The sequence below is a fragment of the Eikenella sp. NML120348 genome, from assembly GCF_001648435.1.
GTDB classification, from domain to species: domain Bacteria; phylum Pseudomonadota; class Gammaproteobacteria; order Burkholderiales; family Neisseriaceae; genus Eikenella; species Eikenella exigua.
In genome coordinates, this window is record NZ_LXSP01000002.1 from 218677 (window position 1) to 240924 (window position 22248).

The window sequence follows — 22248 nt, forward strand, 5'->3', positions numbered from 1 at the left end:
AAGCAACCATGAATATCCGCGCCCTCCTCCTCGCCTGCTTGTCCATGCTTGCCGCCTGCACCGCCCCGCCGCCTGCCGCCACCGCCGCACCAAACATGTCCGGCGCCCAGCTGGAACAGCAAGCTGCCAACCGCGTGCTGATTGTGTTATACGACCCCGCCGTTGGCTCGGAGCCGCTGCTTCAGGCCGCGCGCGAAATGCAGGCCGAGCTGGTGTACCGTTATACAAACATCAACGGCATCGCCGCCCGCATCCCGCCGCAGCAGGATATGGCGCAGGCCATCCGCCGCTTGGAGCGCGTGCCGGGCGTGTTGCAGGTGCAGTGCGACCAAATGATGCAGCTACAAAACCCTGCCACACATTGAAACCGCGTATGGCAGCCCTATTTTTCAGGTAGCCTCAGTGCTGCCCGTGATACCCAACAAACACTAGGGAAAACCAAACCATGACCACACCGCACAGCCGCCTCAGCGTCAAACAGCTGCGCAAAAGCTTCAAACAGCGCCAAGTGGTGCAGGATTTCTCGCTTGATATCGAAAGCGGCGAAGTAGTCGGCCTGCTCGGCCCCAACGGTGCAGGCAAAACCACCAGCTTTTACATGATTGTCGGCCTGGTGGCTGCCGATCACGGCACCATCCGGTTGGACGAGCACGAACTGCGCCACATGACCGTGTATCAGCGAGCCCGCTTAGGCCTGGGCTATCTACCGCAGGAAGCCTCGATTTTCCGCAAGATGACAGTGGAAGAAAACATCCGCGCCATCCTGCAATTGCACGAAACCGACCGCAACGCCATCGAATCGCACCTCAACGACCTGCTGGGCGACCTGAACATCACCCACCTGCGGCAAAGCCCCGCCCCCGCCCTCTCCGGCGGCGAACGGCGCCGCGTGGAAATCGCCCGCGTGCTAGCCATGAGTCCGCGTTTCATCCTGTTGGACGAACCTTTCGCCGGCGTTGATCCGATTGCCGTTATCGACATTCAAAACATCATCAACTTCCTCAAACAGCGCGGCATCGGCGTGCTGATTACCGACCACAACGTGCGCGAAACCCTGCGCATCTGCGATCGGGCCTATATCATCAACAACGGTGCCGTGCTGGCCAGCGGCCGCCCAGAAGAATTGGTGGGAAACGAAGAAGTACGCGCCGTGTATCTGGGCGAAAACTTCGATTACTAAGGTTTCAGGTAGCCTCAAATGACCCAGCAATCCGTCAAACTCAAACTGCGCCAAACCCAGCAGCTCAATCAGAAGCAGCAGCAATCATTGCGCATTTTGCATATGTCGTCGCTGGAGTTGGCCGAAGAAGTGGAAAGCTGGCTGGCCGACAACCCCCTGCTCGAACGGCCGGAATACGACCCGGCCGACAGCGGCGCGCCCGAACCCCATTATTCCGCCGCCATACCGGTTACCCGTAAAACCAACAGCATGGAAGAGAGCGATGTGTGGGAAACCGTGGCCGACGAAGCCGATTTCCGCCGCATGCTGCACGAGCAAGTGTGCGAACACCCGCTAGACGAAGACCAATCGGCCCGCGTGCATTTGCTGATCGATTATCTCGATGACCAAGGCTACCTGAACGACAGCCTCACCGACATTGTGGAAAACTCCCCGCTGGAATGGATGCTCGATGAAGACGACATGGCCGAAGCCCTGCGCCATTTGCAGCAGTTCGATCCCGCCGGCGTGGGCGCGCGCGATTTGGGCGAATCATTATTGCTCCAGCTGGCGCGGCAGCAGCCGGACGACACCGTATTCTGCGCCGTGCAGCTGGTGAAACACTTTCTGCCCGACATCGCCAAAAGCAGCCTGCCGCCGCAAGTGCGCAAAAAATTCCCCCAATACAGCGCCGCCACCATCGAAGCCGCCCAAGCCCTCGTCGCCTCCCTCAACCCCTTCCCCGCCTACGGCCTTTCCGGTTCCGGCCACACCGAATACGTCGATCCCGACGTATGGATCCGCCCCGATCCCGAAACCGGCAAATGGACGGTGGGCATGTACCGCCAGGCCTGGCCGCAGGTGCAGCTCAATCAGGAATATTCCGACCTGCTCGCCGAATATGGCAGTGAAGCACCGGAGTTGAAACAAAAGCTCAATGAGGCTAAAGTATTGCTAAGCTCGCTGGAGCAGCGCAAAAGCACCGTGTTGCGGCTGGCCGAAACCATTTTAGAGCGTCAGGCCGATTTCTTCTCCTTCGGCGCCATCGGTCTCGTGCCACTCACCATTAAAGAAACCGCCGCCAACCTCGGCCTAGCCGAAAGCACTGTGTCCCGCGCCGTAAACCAAAAATATTTGGCTTGCCCGCAAGGCGTATTTCCGCTACGCTATTTTTTCAGCCAGGCAGCCGCCTACAGCAGCGAAGAAGACAGCGACGGCATCAGCGCCAACGCAGTAAAAGCCCTTATCGAAAGCCTGATTGCCGCCGAAGACAAATGCAAGCCGCTCTCCGACCAAGCCATGTCCGAGAGGCTCGCCCTGCAAGGCATCGTGCTCGCCAGGCGCACCGTAGCCAAATATCGCGAAGAACTCAATTTCCCGCCTGCGCACCAACGCAAGCAGAAAACCTAGCTTGCTGCTGCGCGCAGCCAACCCACCTGTAAAGGAGTGAGCTATGAACCTGAAAATCAACGGAATCAACATCGAAGTGACCGATGCTCTGAGAGGCTATATCAACGGTAAACTCGAGCGCATCGTCCGCCACAGCGACAACGTGATTTCCGCCACCGTTACCCTGTCGGTGGACAAACTGGTGCAGAAAGCAGAAGTGGATTGGCATATGGCCGGCAAAGATCTGCACCTCGATCAAACCGACAAAGACATGTATGCCGCCATCGACCTCTTGGTAGACAAACTCGACCGCGCCGTACTCAAACACAAAGAGAAAAAACAGCAGCACCGCGTTGAACCCAGCGGTAAGCTGAGTGTTGAATAAACGTTGAATCGCCCGATTGGGTATAGATAAAGCAGGCTTTTCAGCCTGCTTTTTTACAAGAGAGAATTTGTGAAAGGCTACCTGAAAACGCAAACTTTAGCGCGGCCCAAACCATTTTTCCCGTTTGCACCGCCCAACCGTTTATAAGATAATGGCTGCGTTTTACGCGGCTGGCGCAGTCGCTCGATTTTTCCAACCAAATAACTGAAACTAAAAGAGATAACTATGTCTTTCCTCAAGCTCACCGAACAAAACGTGCGCGACAAAACCGTGCTGATCCGTGCCGACCTGAACGTGCCGATTAAAGACGGCAAAATCGGCGACGACACCCGCATCCGCGCTTCGCTCGCCTCCGTACGTTACTGCCTGGAAAACGGCGCGGCCGTTATCCTGATGAGCCACCTCGGCCGCCCCACCGAAGGCGAGTTCAAGCCCGAAGACGACCTCGCGCCCGTGGCCGCGCATTTGGGCAGCCTGCTCGGCCTTACCGTGCCCGTGAGCAGCGATTGGCAGCAAAACCCGCCGCGCCCGCAGCTAGGCGAAGTGGTGATGCTGCAAAACGTGCGCGTGAACAAAGGCGAGAAGAAAAACAATGCTGAGCTAGGTCAGGCCTACGCCGCGTTGTGTGATATTTATGTGAACGATGCCTTCGGCACCGCGCACCGCGCCGAAGCCTCGCTGGTGGCCGTGGCCGAAGCCGCACCTGTTGCCTGTGCCGGCATTTTGCTGGCTGCCGAATTGGACGCGCTGGGCAAGACACTGAAAAACCCCGCCCGCCCGCTGGTGGCGATTGTGGCCGGCAGCAAAGTGTCCACCAAGCTCACCATTCTCAACAGCCTGGCCGATAAAGTGGACCAGCTGATCGTGGGCGGCGGCATCGCCAACACCTTCCTGCTCGCCGCCGGGCAGCCAATCGGCAACTCCTTGGCCGAAGCCGATTTGGCTGCCGAAGCCCGCGCCGTGGCTGAAAAAATGGCAGCCAAAGGCGGCGCCGTGCCGCTGCCGCAAGACGTGGTGTGCGCCAAAGCCTTTGCCGCCGATGCTGCCGCCGAAACCAAAGCCGTGGCCGAGGTGGCCGCAGACGATATGATTCTCGACATCGGCCCGCAATCCGCCGCCTCGCTTGCCGCGCTGCTGCGCGAAGCCGGTACGATTGTGTGGAACGGTCCGGTGGGCGTGTTTGAGTTTGACCGTTTCGCTGAAGGCACACGCGTGATGGCCGAAGCCATCGCCGAGAGCCGCGCCTTCTCAATCGCCGGCGGCGGCGACACCTTGGCCGCTATCGCCAAATTCGGCATTGCCGACAAAATCAGCTACATCTCCACCGGCGGCGGCGCGTTCTTGGAGTTCCTAGAAGGCAAACAACTACCCGGCGTGGCCGTGCTGGAAAAACGTGCAGCGGGTTGATGCCGGTTTGAATGCCTAGGAAAAGGCTACCTGAAAGTGTTTTGAAGCACTTTCAGGTAGCCTTTAGCGTAAATCAACCATGCCAACAGCAACGCTGCCCGCAGCCAGCTTCACGTCATATGCCGGCGTGCCAGCAGCTTCGGCATTGCCACCGAAGCCGCCGTGGCGGCAATCACCAGCAAAATGCCCAGCCACGACAACACGGAAACCTGTTCGCCCAACACCAGCACCGCCATCAACGTGCCGAACACCGGCTCGAAGGAGGTAAGCATGCCGGAGAAGTTGGCCGACACGCTGGTCATACCTTTGTTCCACAGCGTATAGGAAAGCCAGCTGCAACACACGCCCAAATAAAGCAGCCCCAGCGCGCCGGGCCAGTTCCATTCAATGCGGAAGCTGTCGGCGAAGGCTAGGCTAACCGGCAGGCATAACAGCGGCGCTACGGCCATGGAAAGCGAGGTGAATGCAGGCGCACCAATTTCGGCAATCATCCGCTGCGTGGGGCGCATGGTGGTGCAAAACACTGCGCCGCCGCCGAACACCATCAGGCAGCCGAACAGGCTAATATCGCCTTCCCCGCCGCTGCCGGCAATCAGGAGCGCCACCCCGGCAAAGGCCACCAGCCCGCACAACCAGTGATACCAGCGGGCAAAGTCGCGGAAAAAGAAGTGGCCGATAAACACCATCAACAGCGGCTCAAGCCCGACGATGGTGGAAGCGCTGGTGGCAGAGGTATATTTCAGCCCTACAAATTGCATGGCGAGCACCACCACATAGTTTAAAAACGTCAGCCACAGCAGCGGCCGCCAATGCCGTTTTTCCAAACTGCGCCCGAAGCGCAATGCCACGGGCAGCACCAACAACGAGGCCAGCAACAGGCGGCACAGCAGCATCAGGAGCGGATCGGTCATGGTGTAGGTGTATTTGGCCGCAATGAAGGCGCTGCTCCACAAAATGAGCGCGATGATTTGGTAAAGCACGGTGTTTCCTTAGCCGAAGCGCGGCAGGCGAAAAAGGCGGCAGTTTACTCCGCACCGAGCAGCGGGAGCAACGGGGGTTCGGCGGGACAGATGGGATAAGCGGGAAGGCTACCTGAAAACCTTGGTTTCTCCGCCCAATCCGATTTTCAGGTAGCCTCAGCCACTATCGGCCGGGTGGGTACGGCTTGCAGCTGCCAGTGCTGTACTGCCCAACCAAGCAGCTCTTGCGGTTTATCCACTGCGGGCGCGGGCGGCAGTTTCAGGTAGCCCATCACTTGGCGCAGCAAGGCTTCTTTGTGGTGTAAATCCAGCGCGGGAGCGAGAGTTTGTTTCGACCATTTCTGCCCTTCGGCATTGGTGAGCAGGAGCAGGTGGGCGTAGTGCGGGGTGGGAAAGCTGAGGCAGCGTTGCAGCCAGATTTGGCGCGGGGTAGACACGAGCAAATCCTGCCCGCGCACGATATGGGTGATGCCCTGTTCGGCGTCGTCGGCCACTACGGCAAGCTGGTAGGCCCACAGGCCGTCGGCGCGCAGGAGGACGAAGTCGCCGATGTCGCGGGCAAGGTTTTGCGCATAATGGCCGACGATGCCGTCGGTGAAGGCGATGGTTTCATCCGGCACGCGCAGCCGCCAGGCGGGCACTCTGCCGGCGGCTTCGGGCGGTGGGGCGGCAAGCTGTGCGCAGGCACCGTTGTAAACGAAGCCGTCCGCGCCCTGCCGCGCTTGGGCGTGCCATTGTTTGCGGCTGCAATAGCAGGGATAGGCGAGGCCGCTTTGCTGCAGGCTTTGCAGGGCGGCGCGGTAGAGATGGTGGCGGCGGCTTTGGTAGGCCACTTCGCCGTCCCATTCGAAGCCGAATGCTTCGAGGGTGCGCAGGATATGGGCGGCGGCGCCGGGCATTTCGCGCGGCGGATCGAGGTCTTCCATCCGCACCAGCCAGCGGCCGCCCTGCGCACGGGCATCGGCATAGGAAGCTAGGGCGGTCAGCAACGAGCCGATATGCAGCAGGCCGGTAGGGCTGGGGGCGAAGCGTCCGATATACATAGGGAAGGTTTGGTTTAACGGCGTTGGAGCAGGTTTTCAGGTAGCCTCTGTGCGGGATGCAAGCTACCTGAAATTTTATAACTAAAGGTTTATTCCACCCACTGCACAATCTCTTCCATCGGCAGGCGGGTTTTGGCGCGCGGCTCTTCGTTGCGGTAGCCGAAGGCGGCCATGATGCTGACGTGGTATTCGGTGGGATTGAACAAGCCTTTTGCGGCCAAGAAGGCGTTAACTTCTTCCTGCCGGAAGCCCTCGATCGGGGTGGAGTCAATGCCGATAAAGGCGGCGGCGGTCATCATATTGGCCAGGGCGATATAGCTTTGTTTGCTGGCCCAATCGTGGAAGGCGTGCGGGCTTTCGGTGATGCAGAAGTTGTGTTCGGCAAACTGCTTGAAGAAACCTTCGCGTATTTCCACGATATGCGGCGGGATGTGGTGCACCCCGCTCCACATTTTGTGCCGGTAATCCGACTGCATCGCGGCCTGGGTGCGGGCAAGGATCACAACAAAGTGACTGCAATCCATGATTTTATCCGCCGCACCCCAAGCCAGCGGTTTGAGCTCGGCACGCAGCGCAAGGTTTTGGATCACGAGAAAACGCCACGGCTCCAGCCCGAAGGAACTAGGCGAAAGGCGGCCGGTTTCCAAAATAAATTCAAAATCTTTTCGGCTGATTTTTTTAGCCGGGTCATATTTTTTGCAGGCATAGCGGCGGTGAAAGGCTTTGAGGACGGTTTGTTTGGTGTGGGGCATGGTGGTCTCCTGAATAAAGGTGTGGGAAAAAACAAAGGATAGCGGCGGCGCTGGGTGGAAGTCAAAATAGATGGCTTCAGCCTCTTTAGTGTTTATGTTTTCAGGCAGCCTTCATCCCCGCATCGGGCTACCTGAAAGCTACCTGCTTCCACTATAATTCGCTTTTTACGCCAATAATTTTCAGGTAGCCTCCGATGCTCGACAAATACAATCCCGCCGAAATCGAATCCAAACACTATCAAAACTGGGAAAATCAAGGTTATTTCCAGCCCGATATGGATTTGACCAAACCGTCGTTTTCCATCCAACTGCCGCCGCCCAACGTAACCGGCACGCTGCACATGGGCCATGCCTTCAACCAAACCATTATGGACGGCCTGACCCGCTACTACCGCATGAAAGGCTGCAACACCGCCTGGATTCCCGGCACCGACCACGCCGGCATCGCCACGCAAATCGTGGTCGAGCGTCAGCTTGCCGCGCAAAACGTGTCCCGTCATGACTTGGGCCGCGAGAAATTCTTGGAAAAAGTGTGGGAATGGAAAGAAGTTTCCGGCGGTACGATTACGCAGCAGATGCGCCGCGTGGGTTGTTCTGCCGACTGGACGCGCGAGTATTTCACGATGGACGACGTGCGCGCCGAAACCGTGACCGAAGTGTTCGTGCGCCTGTATGAGCAAGGCTTGATTTACCGCGGCAAACGCTTGGTGAACTGGGATCCCGTGCTTGGCACGGCGGTGTCGGATTTGGAAGTGGAAAGCGTGGAAGAACAAGGCTCTATGTGGCACATCCGCTATCCGCTGGCGGACAATCCTGCCGAAGCCGTTATCGTGGCGACCACCCGTCCCGAAACGCTGCTGGGCGACGTGGCCGTTGCCGTCAATCCCGAAGACGAACGTTATACTCATTTAATCGGCAAGGAATTAATCCTGCCGCTGACCGGCCGCACCATCCCCGTGATTGCCGATGAATACGTCGAAAAAGACTTCGGCACAGGCTGCGTGAAAATCACGCCTGCGCACGACTTCAACGACTACGAAGTCGGCAAACGCCACGACACGCGTCTGGTTAACGTGTTCGATTTGGAAGCCAAAGTGCTGGCAAACGCCGAAGTGTTCAACTTCAAAGGCGAAGCGCAACAAGGCTTTGCCCTGCCTGAAAAATACGCAGGCTTAGACCGCTTTGCCGCGCGCAAACAAATGGTTGCCGATTTGCAGGAACAAGGCTTGTTGGTCGAAATCAAAGCGCACACGCTGATGACGCCGAAAGGCGACCGAACCGGCTCAGTGATTGAACCGATGCTGACCAGCCAATGGTTTGTGACGATGTCCGCCAAGCCAAACGGCGGCGAACCTGACAGCGAATTCAAAGGCTTGAGCCTCGCCGACAAAGCCAAAAAAGCCGTCGACAGCGGCGCGGTACGCTTTATCCCCGAAAACTGGGTCAACACTTACAACCAATGGATGAACAACATCCAAGACTGGTGCATCTCGCGCCAACTGTGGTGGGGGCATCAAATCCCCGCGTGGTACGACGAAGCAGGCAATGTTTACGTCGCCCGCAATCAGGAAGAAGCCGAAAAACAAGCCGGCAAAACAGGCTTGACCCGCGAAGAAGACGTATTGGATACATGGTTCTCCTCCGCGCTCGTGCCGTTCTCCACGCTAGGCTGGCCGTCTGAAACCGACGAACTCAAAGCCTTCCTGCCGTCCAATGTCTTGGTTACCGGCTACGAAATCATCTTCTTCTGGGTGGCGCGCATGATTATGATGACCACCCACTTCACCGGCAAAGTACCGTTTAAAGACGTGTACATCCACGGCATCGTGCGCGACCACGAAGGCAAAAAAATGTCCAAATCCGAGGGCAACGTCATCGACCCCGTGGATTTGATTGACGGCATCGACTTGGAAAAACTGTTGGTGAAACGCACGACTGGTCTGCGCAAACCCGAAACCGCGCCGAAAGTGGAAGAAGCCACGAAAAAACTCTTCCCCGAAGGTATCCCCAGCATGGGCGCGGACGCCTTGCGCTTTACCATGGCGAGCTACGCCAGCCTCGGTCGCAGCGTGAACTTCGACTTCAAACGCGCCGAAGGCTACCGCAATTTCTGCAACAAAATCTGGAACGCCACCAACTTCGTCTTGATGAACACTGAAAACCAAGACTGCGGCTACGGCGCAACCGCCACCGAACCGCGCGGCTACTCCTTCCCCGATATGTGGATCATAGGTCGTCTGAATCAGACCATCGAGCAGGTTACGCAAGCCTACGAAACCTACCGCTTTGATTTGGCAGCGGAAACCTTGTACAGCTTCGTGTGGAACGACTATTGCGACTGGTATTTGGAACTCGCCAAAGTGCAGCTCCAAACCGGCTGCGCCAGCCGCCAGCGCGCCACACGCCATACCTTATTGCGCGTACTCGAAGCCGCCCTGCGCCTGCTGCATCCGATTATCCCGTTCATCACTGAAGAACTCTGGCAAACCGTCGCCCCCATGTGCGACGCGAAAACCGCCGACAGCATCATGCTCGCCCGTTTCCCCGAAGCCGACCGCGAACAAATCGTTCAGACGACCTTCGAGCAAATGACCGTGTTGCAGGATTTGATTGGCGCCGTCCGCAACCTGCGCGGCGAAATGGGCATCCAGCCCAACGTAAAAGCCCCGCTGTTTGTCGAAAGCGCGGACGACTTGGCGGACTACCTCAAATACCTGCCGATGATGACCCGCCTGACCGAAGCACAGCAAGTCGCCGCCCTGCCCGAAAGCGAAGACGCGCCCGTCGCCGTCTGCAACGGCGCGCGCCTGATGCTGAAAGTCGAAATCGACAAAGCCGCCGAAACCGCCCGTTTGGGCAAAGAGGCCGAGAAGCTGCAAAAAGCCTTGGACAAACTCAACGCCAAACTCTCCAAACCCGGCTACACCGAAAAAGCCCCCGCGCATCTGGTGGAAAAAGACAAAGCCGATTTAGCGGAGTTGGAAGAGAAGATGGCCAAGCTGCAAAACGCTTTGGCGAAGTTGAAAGAGTAAACTTCTCCTGTGCTTGAAGAAGGCTACCTGAAAAACCGTTTCAGGTAGCCTTCTGTTATACAAGCCGCTTCGATAGGATTAAAATGCCGCTGGCAAAGCTATCGGCCAGATTGCGCGGCACGGCATAATCAAATAGAATGCTTAATCTAGAGCTAAAACCTAAATTGTGCCGTAAGCGCTTCGCTAACCAACAATTCTGGTTCTTCTCCCACTATATCAAGCTGCCTTTGGCAGCATTAAGGATCACCATGAGCAATTTCGTTCCACAAAACAGCTACTCCAAAGAAGAACTCTTGGCCTGCGGCCGCGGCGAACTTTTCGGTGCGGGCAACGCGCAGCTGCCGGTGCCCAATATGTTGATGATCGACCGCATTGTTGAAATCAACAGCACCGGCGGCAAATACGGCAAGGGCGAAATCATCGCCGAATTGGATATCCACCCCGATTTGTGGTTCTTCGGCTGCCACTTCATCGGCGATCCGGTAATGCCCGGCTGCTTGGGTTTGGACGCCATGTGGCAATTAGTGGGCTTCTTCCTGGGCTGGACGGGTGCGCCTGGCCGCGGCCGCGCCTTGGGCTGCGCCGAAGTGAAATTCACCGGCCAAGTATTGCCCAAGCACAAGAAAATCACTTACCACATCCACATGAAACGTGTGATGAACAGCAAGCTGGTGTTGGGCATTGCCGATGCGGAAATGAGCGTGGACGGCCATAAGATTTACGAAGGAAACGGCCTGCGCGTAGGTTTGTTTACCAGCACAGACGATTTCTAGCCAACGGGCTACCTGAAAACGCCGGCTTTAATTCAACAAAAGCTTCTGCGTTTACTTTTCAGGTAGCCTACTTTCCTAACGGAGTTCATTATTATGAAACGAGTAGTCGTAACCGGTATCGGCATCGTGTCCAGCTTGGGCAACAACTGCCGCGAAGTGCTCGAATCGCTGCGCCAGCTCAAATCCGGTATCGCTTTTGATGAAAGCTACCGCGAAATGGGCTTGCGCTCACACGTAGCCGGCAACATCAATATCGATACCAAAGAGCACATCGACCGCAAAATCCTGCGCTTTATGGGCAACGCTGCCGCCTATGCCTATATCGCCATGAAAGAAGCCATCGCCCACGCCGGGCTCACTGAAGAACAGGTATCAAACGTACGCACCGGCATCGTGGCCGGCAGCGGCGGTGCCTCTTCCGCCTCGCAAGTGGAAGCAGCCGATACCTTGCGCGAAAGCGGCGTGAAGCGCATCGGCCCCTACGGCGTAACCAAAACCATGGCCTCCACTGTGGCCGCCTGCTTGGCTACCCCGTTTAAAATCAAAGGTGTGAACTATTCCATCAGTTCTGCCTGCTCCACTTCCGCCCACTGTATCGGCCACGCCGCCGAACTGATTCAGCTTGGCAAACAAGACATCGTGTTTGCTGGCGGCGGCGAAGAAGTATCGTGGCAGATGAGTTCCCTGTTTGACGCCATGGGCGCATTATCGAGCAAATACAACGATACGCCCGAACAAGCCAGCCGTGCCTACGATGCCGACCGCGACGGCTTCGTGATTTCCGGCGGCGGCAGCATTTTGGTGATGGAAGAATACGAGCACGCCAAAGCGCGCGGTGCCAATATTTTGTGTGAACTCACCGGCTATGGTGCCACTTCCGACGGCCACGACATGGTGCAGCCGTCCGGTGAAGGCGCGGTGCGCTGCATGCAGATGGCACTCGCCCAGCACGGCGGCAGCGTGGACTACATCAATGCCCACGGCACGTCCACCCCGGTGGGCGACACCAAAGAACTCGGCGCCATCCGCGAAACCTTTGAAGGCAAAAAAGTGCCGCTCATCAGCTCCACCAAATCCCTTTCCGGCCATGCGTTGGGCGCTGCCGGCTCCAATGAGGCAATTTACTCTATCCTGATGATGCTTAACGATTTCGTATGCGCCAGTGCCAATGTTCTAAATTTGGACGAAAAAGCCGCCAATTTGCCGATTGTACGCGAAAACATCGGCAAAAAGCTTAACGCCGTAATGTCGAATAGCTTCGGCTTCGGCGGCACTAATGCCACCCTGATTTTCAGCTGCATGTAGAGGCCTACTTAAAAACAGCCGAACCCTAAACTGGTTCGGCTGTTTTTATATGGGTTTTTCTGGCATAAAAAACGGCAACTTCAGCATACAATATCTGTTCATCTGATTCTGTTCACCTAATAATGAGGCAAAACATACAACATCGTTTGTAAAGTTTCTGCCAATTTTTTTCAGATAGCCTTGATAATTACCCAGCCCACTATTATCTTAGTAACGATAGCTCTTTAAAATACACCATGATGATGTATTTATTTTAATTTTGTAGGCAATACGCGCCTTATTGAACAGATAACTTGACTGGTTGTATCCAATATTTTGACTTTAATCAAGAAAATCAATTATCCGCACACTATAACTATTGGATTGAGTTATATAATAAACTAAAACAATACTCTGATTGTTAATAGAGAATTAATTATAAAAACCACACGAAAAAGTTTCCGACTATTTCATTACTTCATTTAAACCAAGGGAGACCACAATGATCAAACATTCCAAATATTCTTCGCTAAATATTGCGCTGATACAGGCACGCGAAGCATTGATGACACATTTTCGCCCACTACTCAACGAAATCGGCCTCACCGACCAGCAATGGCGTATCCTGCGCCTCTTGGCTGAAAACGGTACGATGGATTTCCAAGACTTAGCCCGCAGCGCCTGCATCCTGCGCCCCAGCCTCACCGGCATTCTCACCCGCCTGGAAAAAATGAAACTGGTGGTGCGTCTGCGCCCGGCCAATGACCACCGCCGTGTTTACCTCAAACTCACCGAAGAAGGCGAGCGTACCTTCAACAACTTCGTCGGTAAAATCGATGCCTGCTACGACGACATCGAAACCCAGCTTTCCAAAGAAAACCTGGAACAGTTGCACGAATTGCTAAACCAAATAGCTGCTATCCATGTAGCCACTATGGCACGGATGTAAGGCCTTGCCGCATTACGTAAAGGCTACCTGAAACCTTTATCCGGTTTTTCAGGTAGCCTTTTCTATGACTAAAGCCCTTCACTTCCTACTACGTTGGCTTACTTCTTAGCTATATGTACAGCAGTTTCGCTTATAATCCTGCAGCAAAACAAATATGCCAAAGGCTACCTGAAAGAACCCAACCATGCTCAAACAACGAATCCTCACCGCCTTGGTTTTACTACCAATGATGCTCGGTATGCTATTTATCGCCAACAGCGGGCTGTGGGCACTGTTTTCCGGCTTGATTGCTCTGCTCGCTCTGTGGGAATACAGCCAGCTGTGCAGTATGCCGGAACAAGTGCAGCGGCCCTATTTGGCCGGCACCGCGCTGTTTATGACGCTGGCATGGAGCGGCGGTTGGCAGCTGCCTGCAGCGGCGTGGGCAATCGTACTCGCCTTCTGGTTGCTCGGCATGCCTGCTTGGCTGCGTTTCAAATGGCGTTTGCAGGCCGATTGGAAAGGCATGGCCGCCGGCTGGCTGCTGATGCTGCCTTTCTGGTTTGCCCTGTTGGAACTGCGCCCCAACAGCCAATCCGCGCTCCATCTCTTGGCCGTGATGATGCTAGTGTGGATTGCCGATGTGTTTGCCTATGTATTCGGTCGGCTATGGGGCAAACACAAACTAGCACCCACCATCAGCCCCGGCAAAAGTTGGGAAGGCGTGTTTGGCGGGCTGTTATGCATGCTGGTGTACACCTCATTGGCGCGCGCTGCCGGCTGGTTTGGCTTCAATATATCCTGGCTCGGCATCATGCTCACTGCCACTGTACTTACCTTCGTAGGCATCGGCGGCGACCTTCTGGAGAGCTGGTTTAAACGTGCTGCCGGCGTGAAAGACAGCAGCAACCTGCTTCCCGGCCACGGTGGCGTGTTTGACCGTGTGGATTCGCTGATAGCCGTGTTGAGCGTATATGCCGCCATCGGCATGTTGTTTGGCTGAATAGAAAAGGCTACCTGAAAAGTGTTGGCTTTGCGGAAACTTAACTACGTTCACACTTCGCCTTCAGGTAGCCTTCCTGAGAAACTGCCTGTTTCTATGCTAAAATCCGCCCCCTCAATATTTCAACCCGACAAAGCGGTTTCCCCTTTTAAATGAATATATTCTACGAAGAAAGCGGCCAATTCAAAGTAGCCGCCGTGGTGCAGAAAAACGATAGCACCTATCAGGCCACCACCCAGCATGGCAAACGCGCCAAAATCAAAGCCAACAACGTTTTCGTGGAATTCACCGAGCCGATGGACGCTTTCCTCGAACGCGCCCAGGCCGAAGCCGCACAAATTGATACCGACTTGTTGTGGAAATTTTGCGGCGAAGACGAATTCACCGCCCAAAACATCGCCGCCGACTACTTCGGCCATACCCCAAGCCAGCACGAACTGGCCGCTACCCTGATTGCTCTCTATGCCGCACCAATGTATTTCTATAAAAAAGGCAAAGGCGTATTTAAAGCGGCACCGGAAGACACCCTGAAGCAGGCACTGGCCGCCATCGAGCGCAAAAAACAGCAAGACGCACAAATAGCCGCTTGGGCGGAAGAATTAGCACAAGGCCGCCTACCTGCCGAAATCGCCGCCAATTTACGCACCATCCTGCACAACCCAGACAAACAATCACTCACCTACAAAGCTTTCACCAAAGCCGCTGCCGAACTGAAAATTTCCGCCTATCAGCTGGCTCGGCAAACCGGCGGTGTCAACTCATTGCCGCAATACCTGCTTGATGGCTTCTGCTGCAAACACTTCCCGCAAGGCACTGCAGCACCGGAAATCGCCGTGCCTGCTATCCTTGAATTGCCAGATACCGCCGATTTGCCCGCATTCTCCATTGATGATGCCGAAACCAGCGAAATCGACGATGCCTTATCGGTGCAGGATTTGCCCAACGGCAGCAAACGTGTCGGTATTCACATCGCCGTACCCACGCTGGCCATTGCCGAAAACAGCCCGATTGAAACCCTTATTAAACAAAGGCAAAGCACCGCTTATTATCCAGACGGCAAAATCACCATGTTGCCGGATAACTGGATTAAAACCTTCAGCCTAGACGAAGGCAAACGGCCGGTATTGAGCCTGTATGTAGAAGTAGATGCCGATTTTCAGGTAGCCTCCACACCGCAAACCCGCCTCGAAAATCTAACCATCAAGCATAACCTGCGCATTCAAGACATCGAGCCACACTTCAATGCCGACACCGGCCTCTCCGAGAACGAGCCCATACAATTCCCCTGCCAACCGCAGCTGCGCTGGCTGTACCGCTTCGCCGTCGAACGCCAAAAACAGCGTGACCGCTACGAAGAAAACCGCGCTCCGCAATACGATTACGGCATCGAATTCAATCCCGACGGCAGCGTGCGCATCAGCCGCCGCGAGCGCGGTTCACCCATCGATACGCTAGTATCTGAAATGATGATTCTAGCCAACAGCACCTGGGCACAAATGCTGGATGAAAACGACCTACCCGGTTTATTCCGCGTACAAATCAGCGGCAAAGTACGCATGAGCACCCAATCCGAACCACACATCGGCATGGGTGTGGCGCATTACGGCTGGTTTACCTCCCCATTACGCCGCGCTGCCGACTGCATTAACCAGCTTCAGCTGCTTAGTTTGATCGATTCCAAACTATCACCGCGTTTCCAAAAAAACGACAGCAACCTGTTTGCCGCCCTACGCGACTTCGACGCAACCTATACTGCCTATGCCGACTTCCAACGCCAAATGGAGGCTTACTGGAGCTTAATATATCTGGAACAAGAACAATGCCGCGAGCTGACCGCCGTATTGCTGAAAGAAGATCTGGTGCGTATTGATGGTTTGCCACTGGTCAACCGTGTGCACGGTATACCGATTGATATTCAGCCTAAAACCCGCATGAAACTAACCATTACTCAGTTGGATGCCGAGCAGCAGCTATTGTCTTTGAAATATTTGAATGTATTGCCGCCTGAACCAGCTACCTAAATAACAATGATAAGGTACTGGTTCAACACAACAAGGGCTTATTTCCACTATTCTCTGCGGATAAAGCAGGCAAATAATCGATTTATCCACAAACAGGCGATTAACCCAGCCACTATTCCACAACAATCCACAGTTGAACTACAAGCAAGCAACAGGGTTTAATTAGCCTATTTAAATGGTTTTAATGAATTTTCTGGATAATCCACTATTCTTATGCTGCTTCAATATAAACAACAAAAATTAGAAAAATTAGATTAAAGAAAACCAACTCAGTTCAACCTAACCCCGTACTAAATCTCAAACTTCATAATCCAAAAATATCATGCAAAACTCTCTTCACAATAAAAGCGATATTGCCGTTATCGGCCTGGCCGTTATGGGGCAAAATCTGACTCTGAACATGAACGGTCACGGCTTCCAGGTGAGCGCTTACAACCGCACGGCAGCCAAAACCGAGCAATTCCTTAACGGCCCGGCCAAAGGCACAAAAATTATCGGCGCCTACAGCTTGGAAGAATTAATCGGCCAATTAAAGCGGCCGCGTAAGGTGATGCTGATGGTGCAGGCCGGGCGGGCGGTAGACGAGTTGATTGCGCAGCTGGTTCCGCTCTTGGATAAGGGTGACATCATCATCGATGGCGGCAATGCCCATTATCCCGATACCGAACGGCGTACCGCCGAGTTGGCCGCACAAGGTATTTTATTTATCGGCACCGGCATTTCCGGCGGTGAAGAAGGCGCGCGCCATGGGTCGTCTATCATGCCTGGCGGCAATCCGGAAGCCTGGTCGGCAGTAAAGCCGATTCTGCAGGCAGTAGCCGCCAAAACGGCCGGTGGCGAGGTATGTTGCCACTGGGTGGGTAAAAACGGTGCCGGCCATTTTGTGAAAATGGTGCACAACGGCATCGAATACGGCGATATGCAGCTTATTTGTGAAACCTACCAGTTTATGAAAGACGGCCTGGGTATGAGCCATGCCGAAATGCAGGCTGTTTTTGCAGAATGGAACAAGACCGAGCTCAACAGCTATCTGGTTCAAATCACTGCCGATATTTTGGGCACAAACGATGCAGACGGCACGCCGCTGGTAGAAAAAATCCTTGACCGCGCCGGCCAGAAAGGCACCGGAAAATGGACCGGTATCAATGCTTTGGATTTGGGCACGCCGCTCACGCTGATTACCGAAGCAGTATTTGCCCGCTGTATTTCCGCTCTAAAAACCCAACGGGTACAAGCCGAAACGGCTTTCGGGCATAAAATCGAGCCGGTGGCCGGCAAGCGGGAAGAATGGCTGGCTGCTTTACGCCAAGCATTGCTGGCTTCCAAAGTTATTTCTTATGCCCAAGGCTTTATGCTGATGCGTCAGGCCAGCGAGCATTACGGCTGGAATTTGGATTACGGGAATACCGCTTTGTTGTGGCGAGAAGGCTGCATCATCCGCAGCGCGTTTTTAGGCAACATCTGCGATGCCTACGCCGCCAATCCGGATTTGGTGTTCCTTGGCAGTGATGCCTATTTCAAAAACCTGTTGCAGCAAGCCTTGCCGGGCTGGCGCAAAGTGACTGCGGCCGCGATGCAGCACGGTTTGCCGATGCCCTGCACCGTATCCGCCCTCTCCTTCCTCGACAGCTACACCTGCGGCCGCTTGCCCGCCAACCTGTTGCAGGCACAGCGTGACTACTTCGGCGCCCACACCTATGAGCGCATCGATCGGCCGGAAGGCGAGTTTTTCCACACCAACTGGACAGGCACCGGCGGCGACACGGCTTCCACCGCCTACAATGTTTGAGGCTACCTGAAAGCTGGTGTAGCTTAGCGGCACTCCAAAATTAAAGGCTACCTGAAAACTGTTTGCTGGTTTTCAGGTAGCCTTTTATAGTGAATTAACAAAAACCAGTACAGCGTTGGCTCGCCTTGCCGTACTATTTGTACTGTCTGCGGCTCGTCGCCTTGTCCTGATTTTTGTTAATTCACTATATCTGCTTGCCGGTTTACGCCGCAGCCGGCAGGGCATGGAAAGCGGCGGGCAGGTTTTGGTTGTGCGGGAAAGTGGCCCATTCGTAGCTTTCCGGGTCGGCGAGAATGGCGCGTAAGAGGGCGTTATTGATGGCGTGGCCGGATTTGTGGCCTTTGAATGCGCCGATTATTGGCGCGCCGATGACATATAAATCGCCCACGGCATCGAGGATTTTGTGGCGCACGAATTCGTCGGGGTAGCGCAGGCCTTCGGGATTGAGCACGTCGTTGTCATCGATTACCACGGCATTACTTAGATTACCGCCCAAACCCAGGCCGTGTGCGCGCATCATTTCCACTTCCTGCATGAAGCCGAAGGTGCGGGCGCGGGCAATTTCTTCCACATACGACGCACCGGCAAAATCGATTTCAAAGGTGGGGTTGCTGCGGTTGAAAACGGGGTGGTCAAAATTGATGGTGAGGCTGACTTTAAAGCCGTCATACGGGGTGAAGTGCACCCATTTGCCCGGCTCTTGTACTTCTACCGGCTTCAAAATACGTAGGAAGCGTTTTTCGGCTTTTTGATCCACAATGCCCGCATCTTGCAGCAGATACAAAAAAGGCAGGCTGGAGCCGTCCATAATCGGGATTTCCGGCGCATTCAATTCAATCAACACATTATCGATGCCGTAGGCGGCCAGTGCCGACATTAAATGCTCAATCGTGCCCACCCGTACGCCGTCTTCAGTAACAATGGTGGAGGAGAGGCGGGTGTCGTTGATCAGTTCGGGCACGAGCTTAATCGGGCGACTCTGTTCGCCGGCCAAATCGGTGCGGCGGAATACGATGCCGCTGTTTTCGGCAGCCGGATGCAGGGTGAGCAAAACCCGCTCACCGGAATGCAGGCCAACGCCAGTGGCTTGAACGGATTGGGCTAGGGTGCGTTGTTTCATAAAAACTCCGAAAAATCTGCATAAAGCAGCTGCCATCATACGGGAAATATGTTTGCCTGTCTTTCTGATTAAATTTGGCTATGGTTTATTTTCAGGTAGCTCCAAGGGAAAAGGCTACCTGAAAACGGAATACAGCCTACTTGCCAAGCTTCATCTTGTATAGTGGCTTAAAATCACAATGCTACGGCGTTGGCTCGCCTTGACGTATTCCCTGTACTGTCTGTGGCTCGCCGCCTGGTATCATTTTTATTTTAATCCACTATAATTCCACCCGTTTCAACCACAGGCTTTCCCTCCGATGAAGATTTTACTGGTGCGCCTCTCCAGCATGGGCGATCTTATCCACACCCTGCCGGCAGTGCAGGATTTGGCCCGGCGTTGCCCGCAGGTGGAGCTGCATTGGCTGGCTGAAGTCGGATTTGCTGATATTGCGCGATTGCATCCGTTTGTGGCCAAGGTGATTCCGATGCGTTGGCGGCAGTGGCGCAAACGGCTGTTTGCAGCGGATACGTGGCAGCAGATGCGTGCACTGAAGCAGGAGTTGGTTGATGGCGGCTATGATTTCGTGCTCGACAGCCAAGGCTTGATAAAAAGCGCATGGTTTGCCCGCCAAGCGGGTGTGCCGGTGAAAGGTTTGGACAAACACAGCGCGCGCGAGGGCTGGTCGGCGGCGTTTTATGCGCAAGGTTTTCAGGTAGCCAAAGGGCGTGATGCAGTGTGGCGCAACCGCGAGCTGTTTGCCCAAGTGTTCGGTTATCGGTTTGACGGCACGGCGGATTTCGGCGTGCGTGTGCCGGAAGATGCGGCGGTGCAGGGGCTACCTGAAAACTACCGTGTGGCTTTGCACGCCACCAGCCGTGAGAGCAAATTGTGGCCGGACGAATATTGGGTGGAATTGTTGAATCGGCTGCATGCAGTAGATGGTGCAGTGGTGTGGCTGCCGTGGGGCAGCGATGCGGAACGGCAGCGCGCATTGACGTTGGCGGATCAGATAGAGGCGGCGCAGGTGCCGGAAGAAAAGCTTGACCTGCTGCAGGCGGCCTATGTGTTGCGCGGCGCGCGCAGCGTTATCGGCGTGGATACCGGCCTGCTGCATTTGGCCAATGCGCTGGATAAGCCGCTGATCGGCATTTATACCGACAGCGATCCGGCAAAAACCGGCGTGCAGCCCTCAGCTTGGGCAGAGAATATGGGTGGCATAGGTTGCCTGCCACGGCCGGAGGAAGTGTTGGAACGTTTGCTTCTGCTTGAGCAGGTTTATCAAGACAGCCGGAAGATTTTCAGGTAGCCTCAGAAGTTTATGGCTGGGTTTTAGCCATACTTGCATTATTCCCGCCAAATCGGCACAATCAGCCCGTTTTGCCGGATAAGTGAATCACTAAATAGAGAGAAGGAAAAGGAAATTTCATGAAAGCACTGGTTGCCGTAAAGCGGGTGGTGGATTATAACGTGAAAGTGCGGGTGAAGGCCGACGGTTCGGATGTGGACATCGGCAATGTGAAAATGTCGATGAACCCGTTTGACGAAATTGCCATGGAAGAGGCGGTGCGCCTGAAAGAGGCCGGGAAGATTAGCGAAATCGTAGTCGTATCGCTGGGTGTGAAGCAGTGCGAAGAAACGCTGCGTACCGCGCTGGCTATGGGCGGTGATTGCGCGATTCATGTGCAAACCGATGATTATTTGGAGCCTTTGGCTGTAGCCAAGCTGTTGCGCAAAATCGCCGAGCGCGAGCAGCCGCAGCTGATTTTGCTGGGTAAACAGGCGATTGATGATGATGCCAACCAAACCGCGCAAATGCTGGCTGCCTTGCTTAATGCGCCACAGGGCACGTTTGCCAGCAAGGTGGAACTGGGCGAAAACGAAGTAACCGTGGTGCGCGAAGTGGATGGCGGTTTGGAAACCGTGGCCCTGAAGCTGCCGGCAGTGGTTAGCGCCGATTTGCGTTTGAACGAACCGCGCTATGTGAAACTGCCCAATATCATGCAGGCCAAGAAAAAACCGCTGGAAAAGCTTGCGGTGGAAGAATTGGGCGTGGACATTGCGCCTAAATTGCAGCAGCAGAAAGTGGCCGAGCCCAAACCGCGCAGCGGCGGTGTGAAGGTGCAAAGCGTGGCCGAACTGGTGGCCAAATTGAAAAACGAAGCCAAAGTAATTTGAGGATAATGCCATGACTGTATTGATTATTGCCGAACACGACAACCAACATTTGGCCGCCGCCACGCGGCATGCCGTTACTGCCGGCAGCAAGCTGGGTGAAGTGCATGTATTGGTGGCCGGTAGCGGCGCGGCAGCGGTGGCCGAGCAGGCTAAACAAGTGGCCGGAGTGGCCAAAGTATTACTGGCTGATGCCGAACATTATGCAGGTGGCTTGGCTGAAGAGCTTGCACCTTTAGTAGTGAAATTGGCAGCGGGCTACCGCTACATTACCGCTGCTGCCAGCACCTTTGGCAAAAACTTGCTGCCGCGCATGGCCGCCCTCTTGGATTGCCCACAGGTTTCCGATTTAACCGAAATCGTAGACGGCAAAACTTTTGTGCGCCCGATTTATGCTGGTAACGCCTTCGCCACCGTTTCCAGTGATGCGGAAACTTTGGTGCTTACCTTCCGAACCACTGCCTTTGCCGAAGCTGCCGCCAGCGGCGGTCAGGCCGAAGTGGTGCAGGTAGAGGCCGCTCCGGCTCAGGGTTTGAGCCGTTTCATTAGTCGCGAATTGGTGAAATCCGACCGCCCGGAGCTTACGCAGGCCAGAGTGGTGGTTTCCGGTGGGCGCGCCTTGGGTAGTGTGGAACAGTTTAATGAGTTGTTGCTGCCTCTGGCTGATAAACTTGGTGCTGCCATCGGCGCTTCACGAGCAGCGGTAGACGCGGATTATGCGCCCAATGATTACCAAGTAGGCCAAACCGGCAAAGTGGTGGCACCAGAGCTGTATATTGCTATCGGTATTTCTGGTGCCATCCAGCACACCGCCGGTATGCAGGACAGCAAGGTGATTGTGGCCATCAACAAAGATCCGGAAGCGGCTATTTTCAATATTGCCGACTACGGCTTGGTGGCCGACCTGTTTGAAGCCGTGCCGGAGCTGACTGCGGCATTGAGTAATTAAGCGTTTCATGCGTTCGTGTTTCACGTGAAACACAGCAGGCTACCTGAAAGCAGATTGTTTTCAGGTAGCCTGTTTCTTAT

The 22248-nt window shown here is 55.0% G+C and carries 19 protein-coding genes; 15 read left to right on the forward strand and 4 right to left on the reverse strand.

Annotated features, from left to right (window positions below; translation table 11 throughout):
• Nucleotides 1-8: 8 nt before the first annotated feature.
• The 5 genes from A7P99_RS04370 to A7P99_RS04390 all read left to right on the forward strand — a co-directional run bounded on the left by A7P99_RS04370 (nucleotide 9) and on the right by A7P99_RS04390 (nucleotide 4340).
• Entirely contained in the window at nucleotides 9-365 is a 357-nt protein-coding gene (locus A7P99_RS04370; protein WP_067527979.1) for a hypothetical protein, read from the forward strand.
• An 80-nt stretch (nucleotides 366-445) separates the two neighbouring features.
• Complete coding sequence (gene lptB, locus A7P99_RS04375; RefSeq protein WP_067527977.1) at nucleotides 446-1180, forward strand: LPS export ABC transporter ATP-binding protein; 735 nt, start codon at nucleotides 446-448, stop codon at nucleotides 1178-1180.
• A gap of 18 nt (nucleotides 1181-1198) precedes the next feature.
• Nucleotides 1199-2569 carry an RNA polymerase factor sigma-54 gene (gene rpoN / locus A7P99_RS04380; protein ID WP_067686624.1) on the forward strand — a complete coding sequence of 457 codons (1371 nt, stop codon included), beginning with the start codon at nucleotides 1199-1201 and terminating at the stop codon, nucleotides 2567-2569.
• 43 nt (nucleotides 2570-2612) lie between these two features.
• A complete protein-coding gene (hpf, locus tag A7P99_RS04385) occupies nucleotides 2613-2933 on the forward strand; it encodes a ribosome hibernation-promoting factor, HPF/YfiA family (RefSeq protein ID WP_067448823.1) in 321 nt (106 codons plus the stop codon).
• A 225-nt stretch (nucleotides 2934-3158) separates the two neighbouring features.
• Nucleotides 3159-4340 (forward strand): phosphoglycerate kinase, encoded by a 1182-nt coding sequence (locus A7P99_RS04390; protein WP_067686626.1) that lies wholly within the window; start codon nucleotides 3159-3161, stop codon nucleotides 4338-4340.
• Nucleotides 4341-4450: 110 nt separating this feature from the next.
• Here A7P99_RS04390 and A7P99_RS04395 read toward each other — a convergent pair whose 3' ends face one another.
• From A7P99_RS04395 to A7P99_RS04405, 3 genes are all read right to left on the reverse strand, one after another.
• The gene (locus A7P99_RS04395) at nucleotides 4451-5320 is read right to left on the reverse strand and encodes a DMT family transporter (protein WP_067448820.1); all 870 of its coding nucleotides are present in this window, start codon (nucleotides 5318-5320) and stop codon (nucleotides 4451-4453) included.
• Between the two features lie 146 nt (nucleotides 5321-5466).
• Complete coding sequence (gene gluQRS / locus A7P99_RS04400) at nucleotides 5467-6363, reverse strand: tRNA glutamyl-Q(34) synthetase GluQRS (RefSeq protein ID WP_067448818.1); 897 nt, start codon at nucleotides 6361-6363, stop codon at nucleotides 5467-5469.
• A gap of 89 nt (nucleotides 6364-6452) precedes the next feature.
• Nucleotides 6453-7115 (reverse strand): NAD(P)H-dependent oxidoreductase, encoded by a 663-nt coding sequence (locus A7P99_RS04405; protein ID WP_067686628.1) that lies wholly within the window; start codon nucleotides 7113-7115, stop codon nucleotides 6453-6455.
• A gap of 194 nt (nucleotides 7116-7309) precedes the next feature.
• Here A7P99_RS04405 and A7P99_RS04410 point away from each other — a divergent pair, with 194 nt between their 5' ends.
• The 7 genes from A7P99_RS04410 (at nucleotide 7310) to gnd (ending at nucleotide 17945) form a co-directional block, all read left to right on the forward strand.
• The gene (locus A7P99_RS04410) at nucleotides 7310-10147 is read left to right on the forward strand and encodes a valine--tRNA ligase (RefSeq protein WP_067686630.1); all 2838 of its coding nucleotides are present in this window, start codon (nucleotides 7310-7312) and stop codon (nucleotides 10145-10147) included.
• Between the two features lie 248 nt (nucleotides 10148-10395).
• A complete protein-coding gene (fabA, locus tag A7P99_RS04415) occupies nucleotides 10396-10920 on the forward strand; it encodes a 3-hydroxyacyl-[acyl-carrier-protein] dehydratase FabA (RefSeq protein ID WP_067439957.1) in 525 nt (174 codons plus the stop codon).
• Nucleotides 10921-11013: 93 nt separating this feature from the next.
• Complete coding sequence (fabB, locus tag A7P99_RS04420) at nucleotides 11014-12225, forward strand: beta-ketoacyl-ACP synthase I (protein ID WP_067448812.1); 1212 nt, start codon at nucleotides 11014-11016, stop codon at nucleotides 12223-12225.
• Nucleotides 12226-12706: 481 nt separating this feature from the next.
• Complete coding sequence (hpaR, locus tag A7P99_RS04425; protein ID WP_067439963.1) at nucleotides 12707-13153, forward strand: homoprotocatechuate degradation operon regulator HpaR; 447 nt, start codon at nucleotides 12707-12709, stop codon at nucleotides 13151-13153.
• A gap of 184 nt (nucleotides 13154-13337) precedes the next feature.
• Complete coding sequence (locus tag A7P99_RS04430; protein ID WP_067448810.1) at nucleotides 13338-14135, forward strand: phosphatidate cytidylyltransferase; 798 nt, start codon at nucleotides 13338-13340, stop codon at nucleotides 14133-14135.
• A gap of 152 nt (nucleotides 14136-14287) precedes the next feature.
• Complete coding sequence (locus A7P99_RS04435) at nucleotides 14288-16156, forward strand: ribonuclease catalytic domain-containing protein (RefSeq protein WP_067686632.1); 1869 nt, start codon at nucleotides 14288-14290, stop codon at nucleotides 16154-16156.
• Between the two features lie 322 nt (nucleotides 16157-16478).
• Nucleotides 16479-17945, forward strand: coding sequence for a decarboxylating NADP(+)-dependent phosphogluconate dehydrogenase (gene gnd / locus A7P99_RS04440; RefSeq protein WP_067686633.1), 1467 nt, complete (start codon nucleotides 16479-16481; stop codon nucleotides 17943-17945).
• Between the two features lie 202 nt (nucleotides 17946-18147).
• Here gnd and lpxC read toward each other — a convergent pair whose 3' ends face one another.
• Nucleotides 18148-19065: a UDP-3-O-acyl-N-acetylglucosamine deacetylase gene (gene lpxC, locus A7P99_RS04445; protein ID WP_067686636.1), complete on the reverse strand. Its 918-nt coding sequence runs from the start codon at nucleotides 19063-19065 to the stop codon at nucleotides 18148-18150.
• 298 nt (nucleotides 19066-19363) lie between these two features.
• Between lpxC and waaC the strand changes: the two genes are divergently transcribed.
• From waaC to A7P99_RS04460, 3 genes are all read left to right on the forward strand, one after another.
• Nucleotides 19364-20353 (forward strand): lipopolysaccharide heptosyltransferase I, encoded by a 990-nt coding sequence (gene waaC, locus A7P99_RS04450; RefSeq protein ID WP_067448804.1) that lies wholly within the window; start codon nucleotides 19364-19366, stop codon nucleotides 20351-20353.
• Between the two features lie 119 nt (nucleotides 20354-20472).
• On the forward strand, nucleotides 20473-21222 hold the full coding sequence (locus A7P99_RS04455) for an electron transfer flavoprotein subunit beta/FixA family protein (RefSeq protein WP_067448802.1): 750 nt from the start codon (nucleotides 20473-20475) through the stop codon (nucleotides 21220-21222).
• Between the two features lie 10 nt (nucleotides 21223-21232).
• Nucleotides 21233-22168, forward strand: coding sequence for an electron transfer flavoprotein subunit alpha/FixB family protein (locus A7P99_RS04460; RefSeq protein WP_067439984.1), 936 nt, complete (start codon nucleotides 21233-21235; stop codon nucleotides 22166-22168).
• Nucleotides 22169-22248: the final 80 nt, after the last annotated feature.